This window comes from Candidatus Oscillochloris fontis, from assembly GCF_004138135.1.
Taxonomy (GTDB): domain Bacteria; phylum Chloroflexota; class Chloroflexia; order Chloroflexales; family Chloroflexaceae; genus Oscillochloris; species Oscillochloris fontis.
On sequence record NZ_RYFD01000020.1, the window covers coordinates 38,832 to 57,159 of the forward strand.

Consider the following 18,328-nt stretch of genomic DNA (forward strand, 5'->3'; position numbering starts at 1 on the left):
GGCGATGCTTCGCCCCTGGGCGCATTGACATCCCCGCAACTGCGTGCTATTGTCGCCGCAGGAATAGCTTCTAGACAAACAACATCATCTATGCTTAAAGATCTCCGTATTGCAGTGATCGGGCCGGGCGCGATGGGCGAGGCGATCATCGGTGGCTTGCTCCGCCGAGAATTGGTCGCTCCTGATCAAATCCTCGCCACTGATCCCTACGAGAACCGGCTCCGCGAGGTTCAGGCCCGTTACGCTATCCATACCAGCCAGGACAATCTGGCGGCGGCGCAGTGGGGTCAGATCGTGATCTTTGCGGTCAAGCCGCAACACCTCAAAGCCGTGCTTCAACCCCTACGTGGGATGTTGCGCTCCGATGCGCTGGTGATCTCGATTGTGGCTGGGGCGACTATCCAGACCTTCACCGAGGCGCTCGAACACTCCGTGGTGGTGCGCAGTATGCCCAATACTCCGGCCATGATCGGCGAGGGTATGACGGTTTGGACGGCGCATGCCGAGGTGGACGAGCGCCAGCGCGCTTGGGCGCGCACGGTGCTGAGTGCCTTGGGCCACCAGATCTTTGTGGATAACGAGACCTACCTGGATATGTCTACCGCGCTGAATGGCTCCGGTCCGGCCTACTTCTTCCTGATGATGGAGGCCATGGTTGACGCGGGGGTGCATATGGGGTTGACCCGTCGCGTGGCGGAGGAACTGGTGATCCAAACGATGCTGGGGTCGGCGCGCTATGCCCAGCAGAGTGGTAAACACCTGGCAGAACTGCGCAATGCTGTCACCTCGCCGGGAGGCACCACGAGCGCCGCGCTGAGCGAACTGGAGCGCGGGGGGCTTCGTACCGTGCTGGCCGATGCGATCTGGGCCGCCTATCGCCGCTCAGTGGAACTGGGCATGTCATGATTAGCTATGCACGCCCGCGCTTAATCACCACCGACGACCGGCGTTACCGTGCGTATGTGGATGGTTTTAAGCTGCAACGCAAGAACAATAAGGCCATCCGTCCACCCCGCCAGCGCGATCTCTTTGGTGGCGAGGCTGAGGCGGCGCTGCGTGATTGGCTGGCCCCCCAGGTCGAACTGGACGAGCGGCGCATCATTGAGTATGAGGAGCGGCGCAACAAACGCGCTATGGTCAAGTACCGTGAGGTAGATGCGCTTGCGGTGGAAGATCAGGAGATCTGGGCCTTTGAGTTCAAAGCCAGCCGTACCGCCAGTGCGCTGCGGCGGGCGGTTGGCCAACTCCAAGAGACACGCCAGATCCTCAAGTTGCTACGCCACCATGTGCGGGTGACAATTCTGCTGGTGGATACCGGAATCCCGGCGAATGTGGCCGAGGTCGAGGCGCTGATGGCGAGTGAGCGGCCACCCCGCCGCCGCCCGGAGTTGCTCAGCGAGGTGCTGGAGTCATTACCCATCCTGCGCCTGGTGGAGGATCTCAACACCCCACCCGATGCTGAGCGGATTGATCTGCGCTGCTTCACGGTTGACGAGATCATCGCCATCGTGGGGGCAGAAAACCTGCACCTCGATTGGGCCGCCGATGACGAGGAACCAGAGGAGGATGTCGAGCCACGCCCAACCTCCTCGCTCTATGCGAGTAGCTCGGAAGAGACCGCCCCTGATGACGAGGATGATAACCCCTTGGCGGCGGCCATGCGGCGGGCGGGGTTGCGGTAGGTAGAGACGCAAGATATTGCGTCGCTACGCAAGATATTGCGTCGCTACGCTACGCCGGTCATAACATCCGCAAACGCCCCAACCAACGCAACGGGTAACCAAACACCCGCGCCCCCACATCCCCACTATCGCGCAGCAACTCGATCCGGCGCAACGCCCGCGCATCGGCCTGCTGGCGCAATGTTTGGCGTTCTGTCTGATCGGGATTCTCGACGATCCTGATTGCCTGCTCCCAGACATCAGCGCGCCAGTTGCGCAGCAACTTCGCCGTACACCACTCATCCAGCGGCCCGCACACTACATCAATCAGGTTCATCAGCCGGGCGTATGGCTCCACCACCTCATCCTGCACCCGGTCGGTGGTCTCGGCAATCACTGCATTGACCTCGCAGTAGTCGCGGTGGCGTTCCTCGCGTTTACTCTGCGCCAGATCCGCCCACTCCGGCTCCAGCATGTCGGCCAGCACCAGTACCAAATCGTGGTTGATGTGTGCATTCACCCCCAGCAAGAGACTCTGCACCACAGGCGTCTCCGGCTGACGCGCCATGTCGTAGGCCAACCGCCACACCTCCGGCAGGTGGGGGTGCTGGGCCTCATAGGCGTCGAGCGCCACAAAATAGTAGTCGGCGAAGTTGTGGATGAGTTGGTCAACCCACACCCGGTCGGCAAAACGGCCCGTGGTGACACCCGCAAACATATTGCTGGTCATCATCGCGTAGCACGAGAGGAAGATCGAGCGGCGGTCACCCGTAGCCTGCCAAGTAGCAATCTGGGCAGCCATCCGGGCCGAAAGGGCTTCGTCGGACATACGGCACCTCTTCAGCAAACGATACAGCTACGACTACTATTTCCACTCTACCACAAGCGCTTCTACGCTGAGGTGTGATTTGCGAGTCGGTTCGTGAGCCGGGTAGCCGACGGGGATCAGGGCGTGCGGGTGCAGGCTTGCGTGGAGGTTGAGGGTGGTGCGCACTTCGTGTGGGCAGAAGAGCGGGGCACACATCCAGCCCGTACCCAAACCGAGGGCGTAGGCAGCCAGAAGCATATTCTGGATCGCACAACCGAGACTCTGGATTGCCATGGTGGTCTCAGCGGCCTGCCGTTCAGGGTCGGGGTAGGAATCGAGATCGTCGAGGTAGAGACAAGCAATGATGATCGCCGGAGCCTGGGTGATACGTTGCAGCGAACGCTGGTAGCGCCGTTCAATGCTGGCAGCATCCTGGCCATCCTGGGCCAGATGGTTGCGCCACGTGGTACCCATAGCTTCGGCTAGGTGCTGCTTCACGTCGGGTTGGGTGAGAATGACAAAGCGCCAGGGTTGACGGCCATGCGGCGAGGGTGCCCAGCCTGCTGCCTCGATCAGCGTTGTGAGGTGCGCCGAACTGACCGCATCGGGGCGGAATGTGCGCACCGAGCGCTGCCCACGGATGGCCTGCATCAGATCCATCAACGGAAGAGATCCATGCGCGGGTCGCGCAGTAGTTGGCGCGATGTCGCTCGTTCACTAGGCGTATAGGCATAGCCGCGCACTAGCGCCACCGGCACGCCATCAATCTTACCCATCACTAACTCGGCTGCCCCAGCAATCTCGTCCACGACGGCGATCAGCGTGGCATGCATCGTGTACCCGTGCGGGTCATCAATGCCCGCAAAGTCGCTCATCGGCTGCATCCCGGCCACCCCAATCGCCACGTTCACTTGGCCATCGCGCCACGGGCGGCCAAAGGTGTCCGAGATGATCACGGCGAGGGTAACACCGCTGCGTTGGGCGATCTGGTGACGTAACTGTGCCGCGCTATGGTCGGGATCTTCGGGCAACAGGCAGACGATGCGGCCTCCGGACACATTCGACTCGTCCACACCGCTATTGGCGCAGATCTGGCCGTGGTGGGTCTCGGTAATCAGAACCCCGTTGGCCATCTTGACGATGCGGCGGCTTTCGCGCAGCACCACCTCCTGAAAGTGGGCATCTTTGCGCGCCTGCGCGGCGATCTGGTGGGCAAACGCAGATGGCTCGACGCTTGCCGGGTCAATCAGCCGCCCTTCAGCCTTCGAGACGATCTTCTGCGTAACGACCAGAATATCGCCCGCTTCCAACACCAGATTGTCATGCGCAAGCGCAGCTAAAATCAGCGCCGCGAGGTCGTCGCCGGGGCCAATCTCTGGGAGGCCACGAACTGGAATGATACGGATCTCGTTTGCCATATCTCTTCACCGATTATCAGATAGGGGCGCGTGGTGACGCGCCCTATTCACTTGACACCTTGCCGCCGGATGGCCCTCACCCCCGGCCCCTCTCCCGCACGCGGGAGAGGGGGCATTCCGCCGAGAGATGCGTTCGATTCCCCCTCTCCCACGCAGTGGGAGAGGGGCTGGGGGGTGAGAACCGATGCTCAACAGTCACGCTATCATAGATACTTTCCCGCAATCAGCGCGAGTCGTTCCTTCACCTCTGGCGCGATACGGCTGCGGTCGGTGATGATCGCCGTCGCCAGCGCACTATGCGCCGCGCTGCTGAAGTCCGCACTAATGCGCGCCACTGCCTGCGCAACGATCTGCTGCGAGAGCGTGGCGTTAGCGTGCAACACCGCCACCACCGCATCTACTGTCACCGCGTCATGGCCGGGGTGCCAGGCGTCATAATCGGTGACCATCGCCAGCGTCCCGTAGGCGATCTCCGCCTCGCGGGCCAACTTGGCCTCTGGTAGCGCGGTCATCCCGATCAGATCATGGCCCCGGCGGCGGTTCTCCTCGCTCTCGGCGAGGGTCGAAAAGGCCGGCCCCTCCATCACCACCATTGTGCCACCCATATGCACCGTCGCGCCGGCTGTTACGGCGGCATCGTACAGAATGCTGGTCAGCACTGGGCAGAAGGGCTTGTCGAAGGCAATGTGGGCCACAATCCCCTGCTCAAAGAAGGTGCTGGGTCGCCCGCCCTTGGTACGATCAAAGAGTTGGTTGGGGATAACCACATGACCAGGGGCGTACTCCTCGCGTAGCGAACCGACCGCACTGACCGAGATCAGCGCCCGGATGCCAAGCTGCTTGAAGGCGTGGATATTCGCCCGGCTCGGCAACTCAGAGGGGTTGATGCGGTGACCACGTCCGTGTCGCGGCAGAAAGGCAACCCGTTGACCCGCCAGGGTTCCGATGATGAAGGCGTCACTCGGATCACCGAAGGGAGTCGTGAGGCGTACCTCCTCCACATCGGTGAGTCCCTCCATCGCATAAAGCCCACTTCCGCCGATCACGCCGATGGTGGCCTGAGACATGGTATCGCTCCTTAAACATGGTACAAATGGCTGTATGCGAGAGTATAGCGCAAGAATCTATTTTTGTGGTTGGGGGTGGAGTGCTTGGGTGTCACGTAACGTTTGCACGGAACCGTCCATGCGTGCGTAGGGGCGCATCACGATGCGCCCCTACCTATTCCTTGCACCATACACTCACCGCGCAACCAGTGGCAAAAAGTTCCGATACACGCCACTCTTGCCTGCCCAGAACCCACCCACCACCTGGAAATCACCGCCACTACTCGCGAACGTACTGGCATCCGGCTGGCCGATGGTGCCCACCAGCGTATACTGGCCGCCCGTACTCGCCCCGCCGCCCCCATCGGACGACCAGCGTACCAGGGTGAAGTCGCCCCCAGCCGATGCCGCGAGCGCCCCGGCGAACAAGACCAGCACCAGTATGGCAGCGACGAGCCAGTGGCGCAGTGGAAGATAAAGATGCTGCATACTTCCCTCCTATGGGCACGTCACCGATGCAAAGTTCACATTATAGTTGCCAATGCAGGTCATACCTGTAGAGAGCGGACCATTCAGCATGCTATATGCGACTTTCGCTGTGCTGTTGTCGTTATACACGCTATTCGTACTCCCAGTGATTGCTGAGTCGCGGATTGTAGGGGAGGCGGAGAAGTTGTTCTGGATGCCGTAGCTATATGTTCCCCCAGAGGCCGTAACGGTCACGTTGGTGATCGTGGGAGAAGAGTCGAATATGTTGAAAATGCCGTAGTTATTTGTACCCCCAGAGGCGGTGACGGTCACGTTGCTGATGGTGGGAGAGGCGTTGGTGTTGGAGATACCGTAGTTATTTGTACCCCCATACGCGGTGACGGTCACGTTGCTGATGGTGGGGGTGGAGTAGTAACTGACGATGCCGTAGCTATTTATTTCCCCAGATGCCGCGACGGTCACGTTGCTGATGGTGGGAGAGGCGGCGTAGTTGAAGATGCCGACACTCACGCTACCTGAGGGGATCGTGATGGTTACATTACTGATGGTAGGGGAGGATGAGGATATATTGTGGATTCCGTAGTTGAAATTTCCCCCAGAGACCGTAACGGTCACGTTGCTGATGGTAGGGGCAACGGAGTTGTTATGAATTCCGACTGCATACGCTGTCCCCGCCCCAGCAATACTCTCGACGCTGAGGTGGCGCAGTGTGGCATTATTCGCTCCCTCCAACGTAGCGCTTCCGCTTTCAGATAAAGGATTTGTACTCCCACCACTCCAACGAATAATCGTCGCCCCCTCCCCAGCCCCCTCGATGGTCACGTAGGCTTTCATCGTCACCCGTTCTTCATACACCCCCGGTGCAACGTAGACCAGGTAGGGCTTGCCGACACCCGCATCGGTAATACTGTCGAGCGCGGCCTGAATGCTGGTGTAGTCGCCGCCGCTCTGGGCCACGACAATCACCTGGGCGTAGTGAACATTGAAGGTGGTGCCGTTTAGGGTCATGCCAACCCCGGCACTGTAGGTAGTGTCGTTGTCCCCATCGGCGAGATCGGTGGGCACGCCGGTCAGATTGGCCCATGGAATGGTGGTGGTGTCTTGGTCGCCATCATCCAACCCGGCAGGACGATTGCTAATGTCACCCCAACTGACGCTGGTCATCCCAACGTTGTCTCCATCGGCGAGATCGGTGGGCACGCCGGTCAGATTGGCCCATGGGATGGTGGTGGTGTCTTGGTCTCCATCAGCAAGATCAGTGGGGATATTGGTAATGTCACTCCAACTGACACTGGTCATCCCAACGTTGTCCCCATCGGCGAGATCGGTGGGCACGCCGGTCAGATTGGCCCATGGGATGGTGGTGGTGTCTTGGTCGCCATCGGCAAGATCAGTGGGGATATTGGTAATGTCACTCCAACTGACACTGGTCATCCCAACGTTATCCCCATCAGCGAGATCGGTGGGCACGTCGGTCAGATTGGCCCATGGGATGGTGGTGGTGTCTTGGTCGCCATCATCCAACCCGGCAGGACGATTGCTAATGTCACCCCAACTGACGCTGGTCATCCCAACGTTGTCCCCATCGGCGAGATCGGCGGGCACCCCCGATACCCCACTCCACGGCACACTCGCCGCGTAGAGCGCGGCGGGCGCGGGCGTGATCGGCTGGCGTGGGCTGAGGGTGGTCGTACCGACCTGGATCTCCAAGTACCGGGCATCCGTGAACGCGCCGGGTCCAAAATCGAGTTGTACCGTGAAGATACCCTGGCTCACCGCAACCCCGGTGAGCGCCACGGCACCCCCGATCTGCTTGCCATCACTCAGCGCATCATAGAGCCGAAAGGTGAGGTCGTAGCTGCCATCCGTCGGTTGACCCGCATCCAACAACTGGCCCTGGTAGGTAAAGGCGCTCGGCAGGGCCGTGGGGGTGGCGTTGGGCTGCGGGCGGGCGAGCACCTGGCTGACTCCAAATAAGAGCACCATGACGAGGAGTGTGGGGATGTGCGGGATGAACTTGCGCATACGCCGATCCTTGTGTAGAAGGGAGATAAATGCTTGTATGGTATCACAGCACAATAACCAATCATACTTTTTTTACAGATTCATATTTAGATGTAAATCTGCAAAATTTTATACGCGCTCGCCTACGCCCCAAATTCCTGTTTTTCCAAAAACAGATTTGCGAGGGCGGCGCATCTGCCCCCGAACCTCCACCGGATTGGCTTCCTGCCTATGCTACAATACCAGACATGGGATGATACCGAAGTGAGGAGAGCGATCCCCTATGGCAAAGAAGACTATTCGCGATGTCGCGTGGGCTGGTAAACGGGCGTTGGTGCGGGTTGATTTTAACGTTCCCCAGGATGAGCATGGCGCGATCACCGACGACACCCGTATTCGTGCGGCCCTCCCAACTATCCGCTATCTTTTGGAAGAAGGCGCCAGCGTGGTGCTGATGTCGCACTTGGGCCGCCCGAAGGGCAAGATCAACCCCAAGTACAGTATGCGCCCGGTGGTCGAGCGGCTCTTCGAGTTGCTGCCCGAAGCTACCGAGGTCAAGAAGACCGAGGCGATCACCGGCCCCGCCGCTGAGGCGGCGGCTGCCTCGCTGCGCCCTGGCCAAGTGTTGATGTTGGAGAATACCCGCTTCGATCCGCGTGAAGAGAAGAACGACCCCGACATGGCCGCTGAACTGGCGCGCCTCGGCGACATCTTCATTAACGATGCCTTCGGCGCGGCCCACCGCGCTAACGCCAGCACCGAGGGGGTCGCGCACCACCTGGAGGGTGTGGCGGGCTTCCTGCTCGAAAAGGAACTGGCCTTCATCGGCGGGGCTTTGGAGAACCCAGAGCGCCCCTTTGTCACCATCATCGGTGGGGCCAAGATTAGCGACAAGATCGGCGTGATCGAGAATCTGCTCGGCAAGGTCAATACGCTGCTGATCGGTGGCGGGATGGCCAACACCTTCCTGATGGCCCAGGGCAAGTCGTTGGGCACGTCGCTGGTTGAGCCGGATAGCCTCGATCTGGCCCGCGATCTAATGGCCAAGGCCGAAACCGCAGGCACACGCCTGATGTTGCCGGTGGATGCCGTGCTGGCCGATGCCTTCAGCGCCAGCGCCAATACCCAAGTCGTGCCGGTAGACGCCATTCCCGACGGCTGGCAGATGCTCGACATTGGCCCCGAGTCGGCTAAGCTCTATGCCGCCGAGGTTGTGGCCGCCAAGACCGTGATCTGGAACGGGCCGATGGGGGTCTTCGAGATGGCTCCGTTTGCCCAGGGCACCTTCGCGGTGGCCCAGGCCATGGCCGATGCCTCTGCCCACGGCGCAATCACGATCATCGGCGGCGGTGACTCGGTGGCCGCTATTGAGCAGGCCGGGTTTGCCGACAAGATGTCGCACGTCTCCACCGGCGGCGGGGCTTCGCTCGAACTGCTCGAAGGCAAGGTGCTCCCCGGCGTGGCCGCACTGGCGGATCGGGCGTAATCGGGTACACGTAGAGACGCAACATCTTGCGTCTCGTGGGCGTGAGACGCAACATCTTGCGTCTCGTGGGCGTGAGACGCAACATCTTGCGTCTCGTGGGCGTGAGACGCAACATCTTGCGTCTCGTGGGCGTGAGACGCAACATCTTGCGTCTCTACACCCACTCCCGCCCGTAATTCACCTGCAACTTCTCCAGAATCGCCTGCTCCAGATCAATCTCCAACAAATAGGCCAATTGAAACAGGTAGTTGGCCACATCCGCCAACTCCCCGGCGATGGCCTGCGGGTCTTTCGGTGCATCCCCAAACTGAAAGTGCTCCAGGATCTCCGCCGCCTCGACCGCCACCGAAACCGCAATATTACGCGGCGTCTGCGGGTAACGGCTGCCCTCCGCATACCAACCCTTGTCGGTCACAAACTGGTTGATCACAGCGGTCAGTTGCTGGATGTCCATACTCATACTACATCCCCCAGAATATCCGCCACTGCATCATGCGCCCAGTAGCGCATCTGGCCATTCCGCGACAACCGCCGCACCCCGTCCAGATGATCGCCCAAAGTGACGACCGCAGGCTCCTCGAATACCCCACCTGCCATGGGTTTGACTTGCCCCAGGCCCACACAGGCCAGCAGGCCATTACACAGACAGCGCCGCTCTTCGGTGTTGCGCGCCAGCCCGCGTTTGCTCACATAGCCCGCGACTGGCCCGGCGGCGCAGCGCTGGAAGATCGTGCGTGTCCCCGATCCATCGGGGGCGCTCAGGCCGATCTGTTGCAGTAACCCGATGTCGCAGATGCGTGGGCGATGCGCAAAGACCTCTTCGTCGGATAGGGTGCCCGCGATCTGGGCCACTTTGAAGGCGAAGCCAGTGGGTGAGACCAGCGTGGTGCGTACCAGTTGGCTATCGTCCATCCCGGCGCGCAGCGCATCCATGAGCGCCGTGCGGTACTCCGGGCGCAGCCCTGACTCCTCGCACAACGCGAAGATCGATCCCGCCTGAATCCCCACCGCCCCAGTCGCCTGTGCCGCCCGCAGTTGGTCGTGGTTGCCATAGCCACCCGCCAACCAGAAGGGCAGCCCGATTTCGCGCAACACAGCGAGATCAGCGATGTCGTCGGGGCCATAGATCGGCTGACCGATCTCGTCGCGGTGCAGCGGGCCAGTCGGGTTTGCGTTGTGGCCCCCGGCGGTGTGGTTCTCGATGATCATGCCGTCAGGTGGCTCGGTACCACTTGCCGCTAACGCCTGGGCCAAGTCGTGGCGCGTGACGATAGCAAGGAACGCTGGGCGCTTCAGCGGGCGCTGGGCCAGCGCCCCCCCACACACCTGGCGCGGGTCGAAGGGCAGGCTGAAGTGTTCGCCACTGCCCTGGTAGAGCACCGCCAACTCGCGGCTCACCGGCTCGTGCTGCGCGAGGCGGCTACAGATCGCCGGTAGCCCTTCGGGGTTTCCCGCCCCCACCACGATCCCGTCCACCTCGGCCAACATCGCCCCGTACATAATGTAGAGCAGCGGCAATTCAACTTTGTTAAGAAAATTGATCAGGATCGTCCCCTGGTGGCCCTGCTTGGCCAACCAGACCTCAACAAAGCCGGTGGCGATCTGCAACTCGATGATCTCTGGGTCAATCACGAGCGGGATGATCGTATTCTCGCCGCTCGTTGCGGGAATCTGGGTACTCCCATTCTCCGTGCGCACGTTGATAATTGGCGCGGGGGCAAAGCGTGCATCGGCGGCCTTCCCACCTTCAATGAAATAGCGCTCCAAAATCCGCTGCCCCATAGTGACCCCAAACTGGGCATCGAGGGCCGCCAACCCGCGCCGGATATGCCCGCCCGGATCACCAAGCTGGAGGAGCCGCACATACACAATATCGAGCGCCGTACCCGATACCGTCCCCGCCGTTACCTCCTCGCGGGCCATCGCGACGGCTCGCGCCAGTCGCCAATTGGAAACATACACACCCATCCCACCCTGAATGAGTTGCACCTGCCTGAGATGATCAATCATAGGTCCACTCCATGCTCAAATGAGCAGCATCGTCACCATGAGGCTCAAAATTGTCACCGGCATGCCGACGCGCACATAGTCAAAAAAGGTAATTCGGACGCCCCAGCGCCCGGCAAGTTCGGCCATAATCAGATTGGCCACCGAACCGAGCAGGGTCAGATTTCCCGCCAGAGTGGCTGTTGCGGCCAACATGAACCACGCCCGTTGGGTTTCGGCAAAGGCGGGCACCAACCCTTGCAGGAGTAAGACCGCTGGCACATTGCTGATCAGGTTGGAGAGTACCACCGTCACCAACCCGAAAGGAATCAGACCCGCTTGGGCCAGCGGGGCCAGTATCTCAAACAGACGCTCACTCAGTTGTTGGGTCTCCAGTGCATGCGTCACCACAAAGAGCGCGGCAAAGAAGAGCAGGAGTGTCCAGTCAATACTCTTCCAGACTCGATCCGGGCGCAGGCGTCGTGTTGTCATCAGGGTTGCGGCGGCCAACAATGCCGCCAGTGGGATCGGTACCCCCAGGAGAAAGAGCAGCAACATTGCGCTGATGACCAGCATACTCTTCCTCAGCAGTGGGCGCAAGGTCGCGGTACGCACCATATCGGGCACCCTGAAGGCCGGGCCGCGCATCTCCTCGCGGTAGACCAGCACAATCACCAGCCAGCAGATGCCCAGACTGAGCAGCGCGGGTAGGCCGAGGTGCTGTACGAACTCGACATACCTGATATGTGAAAGACCCCCAATGATAATATTCTGCGGATTACCGGTAATCGTTGCCATTGAGCCAACATTTGCGGCGGTTGCCAGCCCCAACAGGTAGGGCAAGGGGCTGCGTTTAAGAGCGCGAGTCGTATCCAAAATGATCGGCGTCAGCATCAGGACAATCGTATCATTCAGAAAGAGCGCCGAGAGCACCCCAGAGGCGAGAATGATCAGTGCCAGCAGCGTGCGCGGGCCACGCGCTGTGCGCACGACATGGCGTGTTACCACCCCGAAAAACCCAGCCAGATAGAGATTACTATTGATGACCATCATACTGAAGAGTAGGATGATCGTACCTATATCAACTCCGGCATACGCCTCCTCTAGGCTCAACGCCCCGATGCCCAACAGCAACGTCGCCCCGATCAGGGTAATCCCCGTGCGATCCGCCCGCAACCATGGCCAACGCCCCACTGCAATCCCACCAATGGTGACGGCAACGATCAGCAAGGTGGCCCACTCACGCCATTCCATCAGCTACCCCAACATGTGCCATAACTTCTCTATCTCTATCATAGCAGGATTATTCTGGCATGGGTAATACTGCTACGCTTGGCTTCGACAGGCTCAGCCAACGCCAGCGGCGCGGTGGCTGAGCTTGTCGAAGCCACCACATGCTCACCCACCAACTTGCCGAGATCGTCAATCGCCACTATAGTGGTAGCGATAGCTGGGCCACCACCCAGCCCTACGATCATGTTCTGTGGGCGGGGCCGCATAGGCTCACCCCTGATCAAATGGCCTGTGATAGGTATACACAAGGAGTTTTGGACCATGGCTTCGGGAACTACGTCCGATCTGCGCACCGGGATTGTGCTGCGCTACAACAATGATTTGTATCAGGTGGTTGAATTCCAGCACGTTGCCCCCGGCAACTGGCGTGCCTTCGTGCGTATGAAACTCAAGAACCTGAACAATGGGAAGGTGATTGAGGATCGCGTGCGCGCCGGTTCGGACATCGAAATTGTGCGTATTGAGCGCCGCCCCATGCAGTTCCTCTACCGCGAAGGTGAAGATTTTATCTTCATGGATAACAACACCTTCGATCAGATCCAGGTCAGTTCGGCTGCGGTTGGCGACGGAGCGCGCTTCCTCAAAGAGAATGAGAACGCTGATCTTGTCTATGACTCTGATCGCGAAGTGCTGCTGGGGGTTGAGTTGCCCATCTTTGTCATGCTGGCTGTCACTGAGACGACCATCGCGGTGCGCGGTGATACCGCTACCAATGTGACCAAGGCGGCTACATTGGAGACCGGCGCGGTCATTCAGGTGCCGGGCTTTGTCAATGAGGGTGATGTACTCAAGATTGATACGCGCACTGGCGATTATATTGAGCGTGTCTAGTCGGAAGTAGGCGACGGTTTGGGGGGCAGGTTCTTCCTGCCTCCACAGAATGGAGGTCTCTATGGCCCCCCGGACGATCAATCTGCCCCAACCCTACGAGTTGCTCCAACAACGTCTTGACCGGAATGTGACCGGTGCGCCCGACTCGCCCACCTTCCTGCGCATCTTGCAACTGCTCTTCTCGCCCGCCGAAGCCGATCTGGCCCGCCGTATCCCGACAACCTTCATCTCGCTGCGTAAATTGGCCCGCCGTACCGAGATCGCTGAGGATCGTCTGGGTGAGATGGTGGCGAGTATGGCCGAACGCGGTCTGCTCTTTGATATTGAGCATGATGGTCGTCGCTATATTGCGCTGGCCCCGGTCGTGATCGGTTTCTTCGAGTTTACCTTTATGCGCGTGCGCGAAGATGCCCCCGTGGCTGAATTGGCGCAACTCTTTGATGAGTACTTCTTCGAGCGTGAAGACTTCGCTCACGCGGTCTTTTCTGGTCAGACCCAGATCGGACGCGCACTGGTTCACGAAGAGGCGCTGCCGGTGGGCGATCATGCCGAGATTCTGGATTGGGAACGCGCCTCGCACATTGTCGAACATGCTACCGAACACGCCGTTTCGCTGTGTGCCTGCCGCAACCATGCTCAGCATGCCGGCCATGCCTGCGATCACCCCATGCGTACATGCCTGAGCCTGAATATGGGCGCCCGCGTGCTGGTACGCCAAGGGATTGCCGAGTCCATCAGCCGCACCGAGGCCATGCAGATCCTCAACCAGTCCAAGGCGGCGGGCCTCGTCCAGACCGGCGATAACGTGCAGCGCAATGTCAGCTACATCTGCAACTGCTGTAGCTGCTCGTGTGGGATGCTCAATGCCATCCGGCGCTTCGATCTGCGTAAGGCGATTGTTACCTCCAACTGGATTGCTATGATTGACCCCCAACTCTGCCGGGGGTGTGGGCGCTGCATTAAGGTATGCCCGGTTAATGCCCTTCAGATCAACCAGAGCGAACTGGATGGCCGCAGACGCAAGTGGGTCGTGCGCGATGCCGATCTCTGCCTGGGTTGTGGCGTTTGTTATGCTGCATGCACTCACGGTGCCCTCACCATGCAGCCCCGCGAGCGGCGCGTCTTCACGCCCGAAACCACCTTTGAACGCATCGTGGCCATGGCGATAGAGCGCGGCAAACTGGGCGATCTGCTGCTCGATAACCTGGAAGGTTGGGGCTACGAGGCACTCGCCCGCGTCCTTCAGGTACTCGAACGCACCCCCATGACCACCGCGATCAATGCGATTACCCCGCTCAAATCCACCTTTCTCAACGCCATCGTGCGTGCGGCGCGCAAGGGTGGTGGCAAGGCCGCATCATTGGTATAGATGATCTTCGCCTCCGGCGGTGGAGGTTCGGGGGCAGCTTCGCCGCCAACATACGAGAAAAAAGCGGGTTTGGGGCGCAGCCCCAAGCGTGGTTTTTAGGGCGGTAGCCCTAAAGTTCATGTCTATGGGCGGCTTGCCGCCTCCGCAGATCGTTTTTGTTGTTGTTTGGCGGCGCAGCCGCCAAACAACAACAAAAACGAGGTTTGGGGCACAGCCCCAATGATGCGGCCTTGCCCTAGGCCATGAACTAGGGCAAGGCCGCATCAGTAGTATCTATGCTATAATTCCTCGCTATGCGTGACTCTGTTCACGCCAGATTTCCCTGGATTGTCCTGAACAAAGGAGGCACATCCACCATGCGCAAGTCTCTTGCGACCGTCCTGGCACTCTTCGTTCTGATGGTGCCAATGCTCGCTGCCTGTGGCAGCGCCCCGACCGCTCCGGCGGCTACCACCGCTCCGGTGGCTGCCGCCACCGACGCTCCTGTAGCGACCGTCGCTCCGACGGCTGAGGCCGCTACTGAGGTTGCAACCGCCGCTCCGACCGAGGCCACCGCTGAGGTCACCGAAACTGCCGCGCCCACCGCGTTGCGGATCGCCCTCGTTACCGACTTGGGCAAGGTCAACGATGGTACCTTCAACCAGTTTGCCTATGAGGGTGCTCAGCAGGCTGCCGATGAGTTCGGCCTGGAGTTCAAGTACATCGAGACTCAGGCCCAGTCTGACTACGAGAAGAACATCCAGACCTTCGTTGATGAGAAGTTCGATGTGATCATCACCGTCGGCTTCCTGATCCAGGATGCCACCAAGGCAGCGGCTGAGGCCAATCCTGACATCATCTTCATCGGGGTTGACCAGTACTACGAGCCAGGCACAGTTACCGACAACCTAGTTGGTCTCCAGTTCCGTGAGGATCAGTCGGGCTTCCTTGCCGGTGCTCTGGCTGCGATGATGAGCGAGTCGGGCACGATTGCTATCGTGGCTGGCCAGGAGATCCCTCCGGTCAAGAAGTTCAAGAACGGGTTTGATAACGGGGCTATGTATGTCAACCCCGACATCACCCTGCTGGGTGTCTACCTGCCCAGCTTCATCGAGCCGGCCCTGGGCGCTTCGACCGCCGAGCAGTTTATCGGTGAGGGTGCCGATGTGGTCTTCGGTGCCGGTGGTCCCTCCGGTTCGGGTGGCATCAAGGCTGCCGCTGAGAAGGGTGCCTTCGTGATCGGTGTTGACCAGGACGAGTATGTCACTACCTTCGTGGGTGGCAGCGCTCCGGGTGCCGACAAGATCCTGACCAGCGCGATCAAGCGGGTGAATGTCGCCGTCTATGATCAGATCAGGGCGGTGGTTGAGGGTACCTTCGAGGGCAATGGTATTGCGCTCTACGAAGCTGCCAACGATGGTGTCGGTTTTGCGCCCTACCACGATGCTGAAGCAGCCATCCCCGATGCGGTCAAGGCACGCATCCTGGAGATCCAGCAGGCTCTGGCTGATGGTACGCTGACCACTGGCGTTGATCCGGTCTCCGGCGATGTGGATGAGGCCACGGTGCCTGAGGCTGATCCCTTCCAGCCCTAAATCTTATCCTACGGCGCTCTGTAGGGGCGAAGCATCGCTTGCTATATAATCTAGGGAACACCAACGGGGTTGGTGGGCGATGCTTCGCCCCTACGGAATGATCGGGGAACCAAAACAAGGATCTCCCCATGCTCCAACAGCGTCTCTCTCTGCTACGTGCTGCAATGGCCGAACGTAACCTTCCCGCCCTGCTCGTCAGTGCTGCGGCCAACCGCCGCTACCTGAGTGGCTTTACGGGCAGTAGTGGTACCCTGCTGATTACCCCTGAGCACGCCCTGCTCTTTACTGATGGGCGCTATACCATCCAGGCGGCGCGTGAGGCTCCTGCGTTTACGCTGCACGAGACAGCCGCGCCGGAGCGTAGCCTGCATATGCTGTTGACTCAGACGGTCAGTGATTTGAACCTGGACTTGGTTGGGTTTGAAGCCGCCCACGTCAGTGTGGCCGAGCACTACGCGCTCTCCAAGTCATTTTTTGATACCCCGGTTGAACTTGAGCCGGTTGATGGTTTGGTCGAGGCGCTACGTGAAGTGAAGGATGCCGACGAGTTGGCGACGCTGCGGCGTGCGGTTGAAGTGACCGATGCGGCCTTCTTGGCGGTGTTGCCCCACCTACGCCCCGACATGACCGAGCGCCAAGTGGCGTGGATGCTCGAAGTCGCCATGCGTGAGCGCGGGGCCGAGGCGCTCGCCTTCCCGATCATTGTCGCTGCGGGCCTGAATAGTGCGTTGCCCCATGCCCATCCTGGCGATGCGCCGCTCGGTGAGGGTCGCCCGATCACTATTGATATGGGTGCCCGCGTGGATGGCTACCACGCTGATATGACCCGCACGATTACGTTGGGCAGCCCCGACGCCACCTTCCAGAAGATCTATGCGATTGTGCTTGAGGCGCAGCAGCGGGCGATTGCCGCCCTCCGCGCTGGCCTGCGTTGCAACGCCGCCGATGCTATCGCCCGTGATCATATCGCTGCCGCCGGATATGCTGATGCCTTCCGGCATAGCCTCGGCCACGGCGTCGGCCTCGACATCCACGAAGGCCCCTCGTTGCGCCGCGCCAAACCGGGCCACGAAGCGAGTGGTCCGCGTCTGCGGGCAGGCAACGTGGTGAGTATTGAGCCGGGGATCTACCTGGATGATTGGGGCGGGGTGCGGATTGAGGATCTGGCGATTATTACCGAGGATGGCTGCGAGGTTCTGTCGCAAGTGCCTACATGATTCTGCGTTGGCTGAGCTTGCCGAAGCCAACGCTGGGGTTGATCTCCAAGAGTGTCCGCAGATTACGCAGATTACGCAGATTATTATAGAAAAAATAATCTGCGTAATCTGCGTAATCTGCGGATAAACTGCGGATAAACTGCCTTATTCGCGTCCTCCAGCGTGCCGCTTTCCTACTCAGTCGCCTTCGGGCGCATCACCAATACCGGCACGGGTGCCATCTGTACTACCTTCTGGGTCACACTGCCAAAGACGAAGCGGCTAATCCCACTCCGCCCGTGAGTCGCAATCGCAATCAAATCGGCTTCATGGCTCTCTGCATAGTCCAGAATGGCCTCTGCCGCTGGCATTGCGCTGACCTCGGTCTCCACCGTGTAGCCCTCGTTGCGGAAGGTCTCCGCCACTCCCTCTAGGTAGGTCTCGGCCTCACGTTCTAACGTCACCATACTATCCGAAATATCACTCGCCATCAGCCCGCTGTAGTCCACGCTCGTCGTAAAGACGGGTGGCACCGCACGCAGGAGCGTGATCTTGGTGGTGCCTTCGTTGGCGGCCAATCCATGGACATGCGGTAATACTTGCTCGGCTAATGGTGAACCATCCAGTGGAACCAGAATATGCCGATACATCTTGAACCTCCGTTGCAGAGCTGCCTCATTGGAACTCAGCACACCCCAACACTAACCAACACTTGCCGATTGGGCCTTGAGAAACTCCGACTCGGCATCGCCCGTCTCCCAGATAATGTGCCGCAACATATCCGACGCAGTAATCACGCCCACGATTCGCCCTTCACTCACCACCGGGAACCCGCTGATCCGCCAGGCTAACAATAGGTGTGCTGCCTCGTGGAGCGGTGTGTCCGGGGTGACGGTGATGACCGGACGGCGCATCACCTCACGTAAAGGGAGGTCGTGGACGCGATAGTAGAGATTATAGGCTTGGTCGTCCCGTTCGGGCGAATCAGAAACGCGGTTGATGTCCCCTTCTGTGACGATTCCTACCAGATTTCCGGTGGCATTTACCACCGGCAAGCGACGGATTCCGGCGGCGATGAGTAGTTCACGGGCGCGCGGCAAGGTCTCCGTGTCACGGGCGATGATGGCTGGTGCGCTCATCCACGCCTTGACGGTTTCCATAGTGCGC

19 protein-coding genes are annotated in these 18,328 nt (G+C 60.0%); 7 read left to right on the forward strand and 12 right to left on the reverse strand.

What is annotated here, in order from left to right; translation table 11 throughout:
• The first annotated feature begins 90 nt into the window (after nt 1–90).
• Both proC and EKD03_RS09480 read left to right on the forward strand, forming a co-directional pair.
• The gene (gene proC, locus EKD03_RS09475) at nt 91–906 is read left to right on the forward strand and encodes a pyrroline-5-carboxylate reductase (protein WP_129629940.1); all 816 of its coding nucleotides are present in this window, start codon (nt 91–93) and stop codon (nt 904–906) included.
• Complete coding sequence (locus EKD03_RS09480; RefSeq protein WP_129629942.1) at nt 903–1,682, forward strand: hypothetical protein; 780 nt, start codon at nt 903–905, stop codon at nt 1,680–1,682. The genes proC and EKD03_RS09480 overlap by 4 nt, the downstream gene beginning before the upstream one ends.
• Nucleotides 1,683–1,740: 58 nt before the next feature.
• On the opposite strand, the gene EKD03_RS09485 is transcribed toward EKD03_RS09480, so the two are convergent.
• From EKD03_RS09485 to EKD03_RS09510, 6 genes are all read right to left on the reverse strand, one after another.
• On the reverse strand, nt 1,741–2,490 hold the full coding sequence (locus tag EKD03_RS09485) for a DUF5995 family protein (protein WP_238613465.1): 750 nt from the start codon (nt 2,488–2,490) through the stop codon (nt 1,741–1,743).
• A gap of 36 nt (nt 2,491–2,526) precedes the next feature.
• Nucleotides 2,527–3,129, reverse strand: coding sequence for a nitroreductase family protein (locus tag EKD03_RS09490; RefSeq protein ID WP_129629944.1), 603 nt, complete (start codon nt 3,127–3,129; stop codon nt 2,527–2,529).
• Complete coding sequence (gene cofE, locus EKD03_RS09495; protein ID WP_129629946.1) at nt 3,129–3,887, reverse strand: coenzyme F420-0:L-glutamate ligase; 759 nt, start codon at nt 3,885–3,887, stop codon at nt 3,129–3,131. Before cofE ends, EKD03_RS09490 begins: the two co-directional genes overlap by 1 nt.
• 203 nt (nt 3,888–4,090) lie before the next feature.
• Nucleotides 4,091–4,954, reverse strand: coding sequence for an S-methyl-5'-thioadenosine phosphorylase (mtnP, locus tag EKD03_RS09500; RefSeq protein WP_129629948.1), 864 nt, complete (start codon nt 4,952–4,954; stop codon nt 4,091–4,093).
• Nucleotides 4,955–5,128: 174 nt separating this feature from the next.
• Nucleotides 5,129–5,422: a hypothetical protein gene (locus tag EKD03_RS09505; protein ID WP_129629950.1), complete on the reverse strand. Its 294-nt coding sequence runs from the start codon at nt 5,420–5,422 to the stop codon at nt 5,129–5,131.
• A gap of 9 nt (nt 5,423–5,431) precedes the next feature.
• Nucleotides 5,432–7,447, reverse strand: coding sequence for a hypothetical protein (locus EKD03_RS09510; RefSeq protein WP_238613466.1), 2,016 nt, complete (start codon nt 7,445–7,447; stop codon nt 5,432–5,434).
• A 262-nt stretch (nt 7,448–7,709) separates the two neighbouring features.
• Here EKD03_RS09510 and EKD03_RS09520 point away from each other — a divergent pair, with 262 nt between their 5' ends.
• The gene (locus EKD03_RS09520; RefSeq protein WP_129629951.1) at nt 7,710–8,912 is read left to right on the forward strand and encodes a phosphoglycerate kinase; all 1,203 of its coding nucleotides are present in this window, start codon (nt 7,710–7,712) and stop codon (nt 8,910–8,912) included.
• Nucleotides 8,913–9,066: 154 nt separating this feature from the next.
• Here EKD03_RS09520 and EKD03_RS09525 read toward each other — a convergent pair whose 3' ends face one another.
• The 4 genes from EKD03_RS09525 to EKD03_RS09540 are packed head-to-tail and all read right to left on the reverse strand — an operon-like array spanning nt 9,067 to nt 12,397.
• Entirely contained in the window at nt 9,067–9,372 is a 306-nt protein-coding gene (locus EKD03_RS09525; protein ID WP_129629954.1) for a nucleotide pyrophosphohydrolase, read from the reverse strand.
• A complete protein-coding gene (locus tag EKD03_RS09530; RefSeq protein ID WP_129629956.1) occupies nt 9,369–10,922 on the reverse strand; it encodes a nitronate monooxygenase in 1,554 nt (517 codons plus the stop codon). The genes EKD03_RS09525 and EKD03_RS09530 overlap by 4 nt, the downstream gene beginning before the upstream one ends.
• Nucleotides 10,923–10,937: 15 nt before the next feature.
• The gene (locus EKD03_RS09535; protein ID WP_129629958.1) at nt 10,938–12,152 is read right to left on the reverse strand and encodes an anion transporter; all 1,215 of its coding nucleotides are present in this window, start codon (nt 12,150–12,152) and stop codon (nt 10,938–10,940) included.
• A 38-nt stretch (nt 12,153–12,190) separates the two neighbouring features.
• Nucleotides 12,191–12,397, reverse strand: coding sequence for a hypothetical protein (locus EKD03_RS09540; RefSeq protein WP_129629960.1), 207 nt, complete (start codon nt 12,395–12,397; stop codon nt 12,191–12,193).
• 55 nt (nt 12,398–12,452) lie between these two features.
• On the opposite strand from EKD03_RS09540, the gene efp reads away from it, so the two are divergent.
• The 4 genes from efp (at nt 12,453) to EKD03_RS09560 (ending at nt 17,182) form a co-directional block, all read left to right on the forward strand.
• On the forward strand, nt 12,453–13,022 hold the full coding sequence (gene efp, locus EKD03_RS09545) for an elongation factor P (RefSeq protein ID WP_129629962.1): 570 nt from the start codon (nt 12,453–12,455) through the stop codon (nt 13,020–13,022).
• A gap of 61 nt (nt 13,023–13,083) precedes the next feature.
• The gene (locus EKD03_RS09550) at nt 13,084–14,391 is read left to right on the forward strand and encodes a 4Fe-4S dicluster domain-containing protein (protein WP_238613467.1); all 1,308 of its coding nucleotides are present in this window, start codon (nt 13,084–13,086) and stop codon (nt 14,389–14,391) included.
• A 356-nt stretch (nt 14,392–14,747) separates the two neighbouring features.
• Nucleotides 14,748–15,965 carry a BMP family lipoprotein gene (locus EKD03_RS09555; protein ID WP_129629966.1) on the forward strand — a complete coding sequence of 406 codons (1,218 nt, stop codon included), beginning with the start codon at nt 14,748–14,750 and terminating at the stop codon, nt 15,963–15,965.
• 128 nt (nt 15,966–16,093) lie between these two features.
• A complete protein-coding gene (locus EKD03_RS09560) occupies nt 16,094–17,182 on the forward strand; it encodes a M24 family metallopeptidase (protein WP_129629968.1) in 1,089 nt (362 codons plus the stop codon).
• A gap of 173 nt (nt 17,183–17,355) precedes the next feature.
• On the opposite strand, the gene EKD03_RS09565 is transcribed toward EKD03_RS09560, so the two are convergent.
• Both EKD03_RS09565 and EKD03_RS09570 read right to left on the reverse strand, forming a co-directional pair.
• On the reverse strand, nt 17,356–17,811 hold the full coding sequence (locus EKD03_RS09565) for a universal stress protein (protein ID WP_129629970.1): 456 nt from the start codon (nt 17,809–17,811) through the stop codon (nt 17,356–17,358).
• 51 nt (nt 17,812–17,862) lie between these two features.
• Nucleotides 17,863–18,321: a CBS domain-containing protein gene (locus tag EKD03_RS09570; RefSeq protein WP_129629972.1), complete on the reverse strand. Its 459-nt coding sequence runs from the start codon at nt 18,319–18,321 to the stop codon at nt 17,863–17,865.
• Nucleotides 18,322–18,328 lie beyond the last annotated feature (7 nt).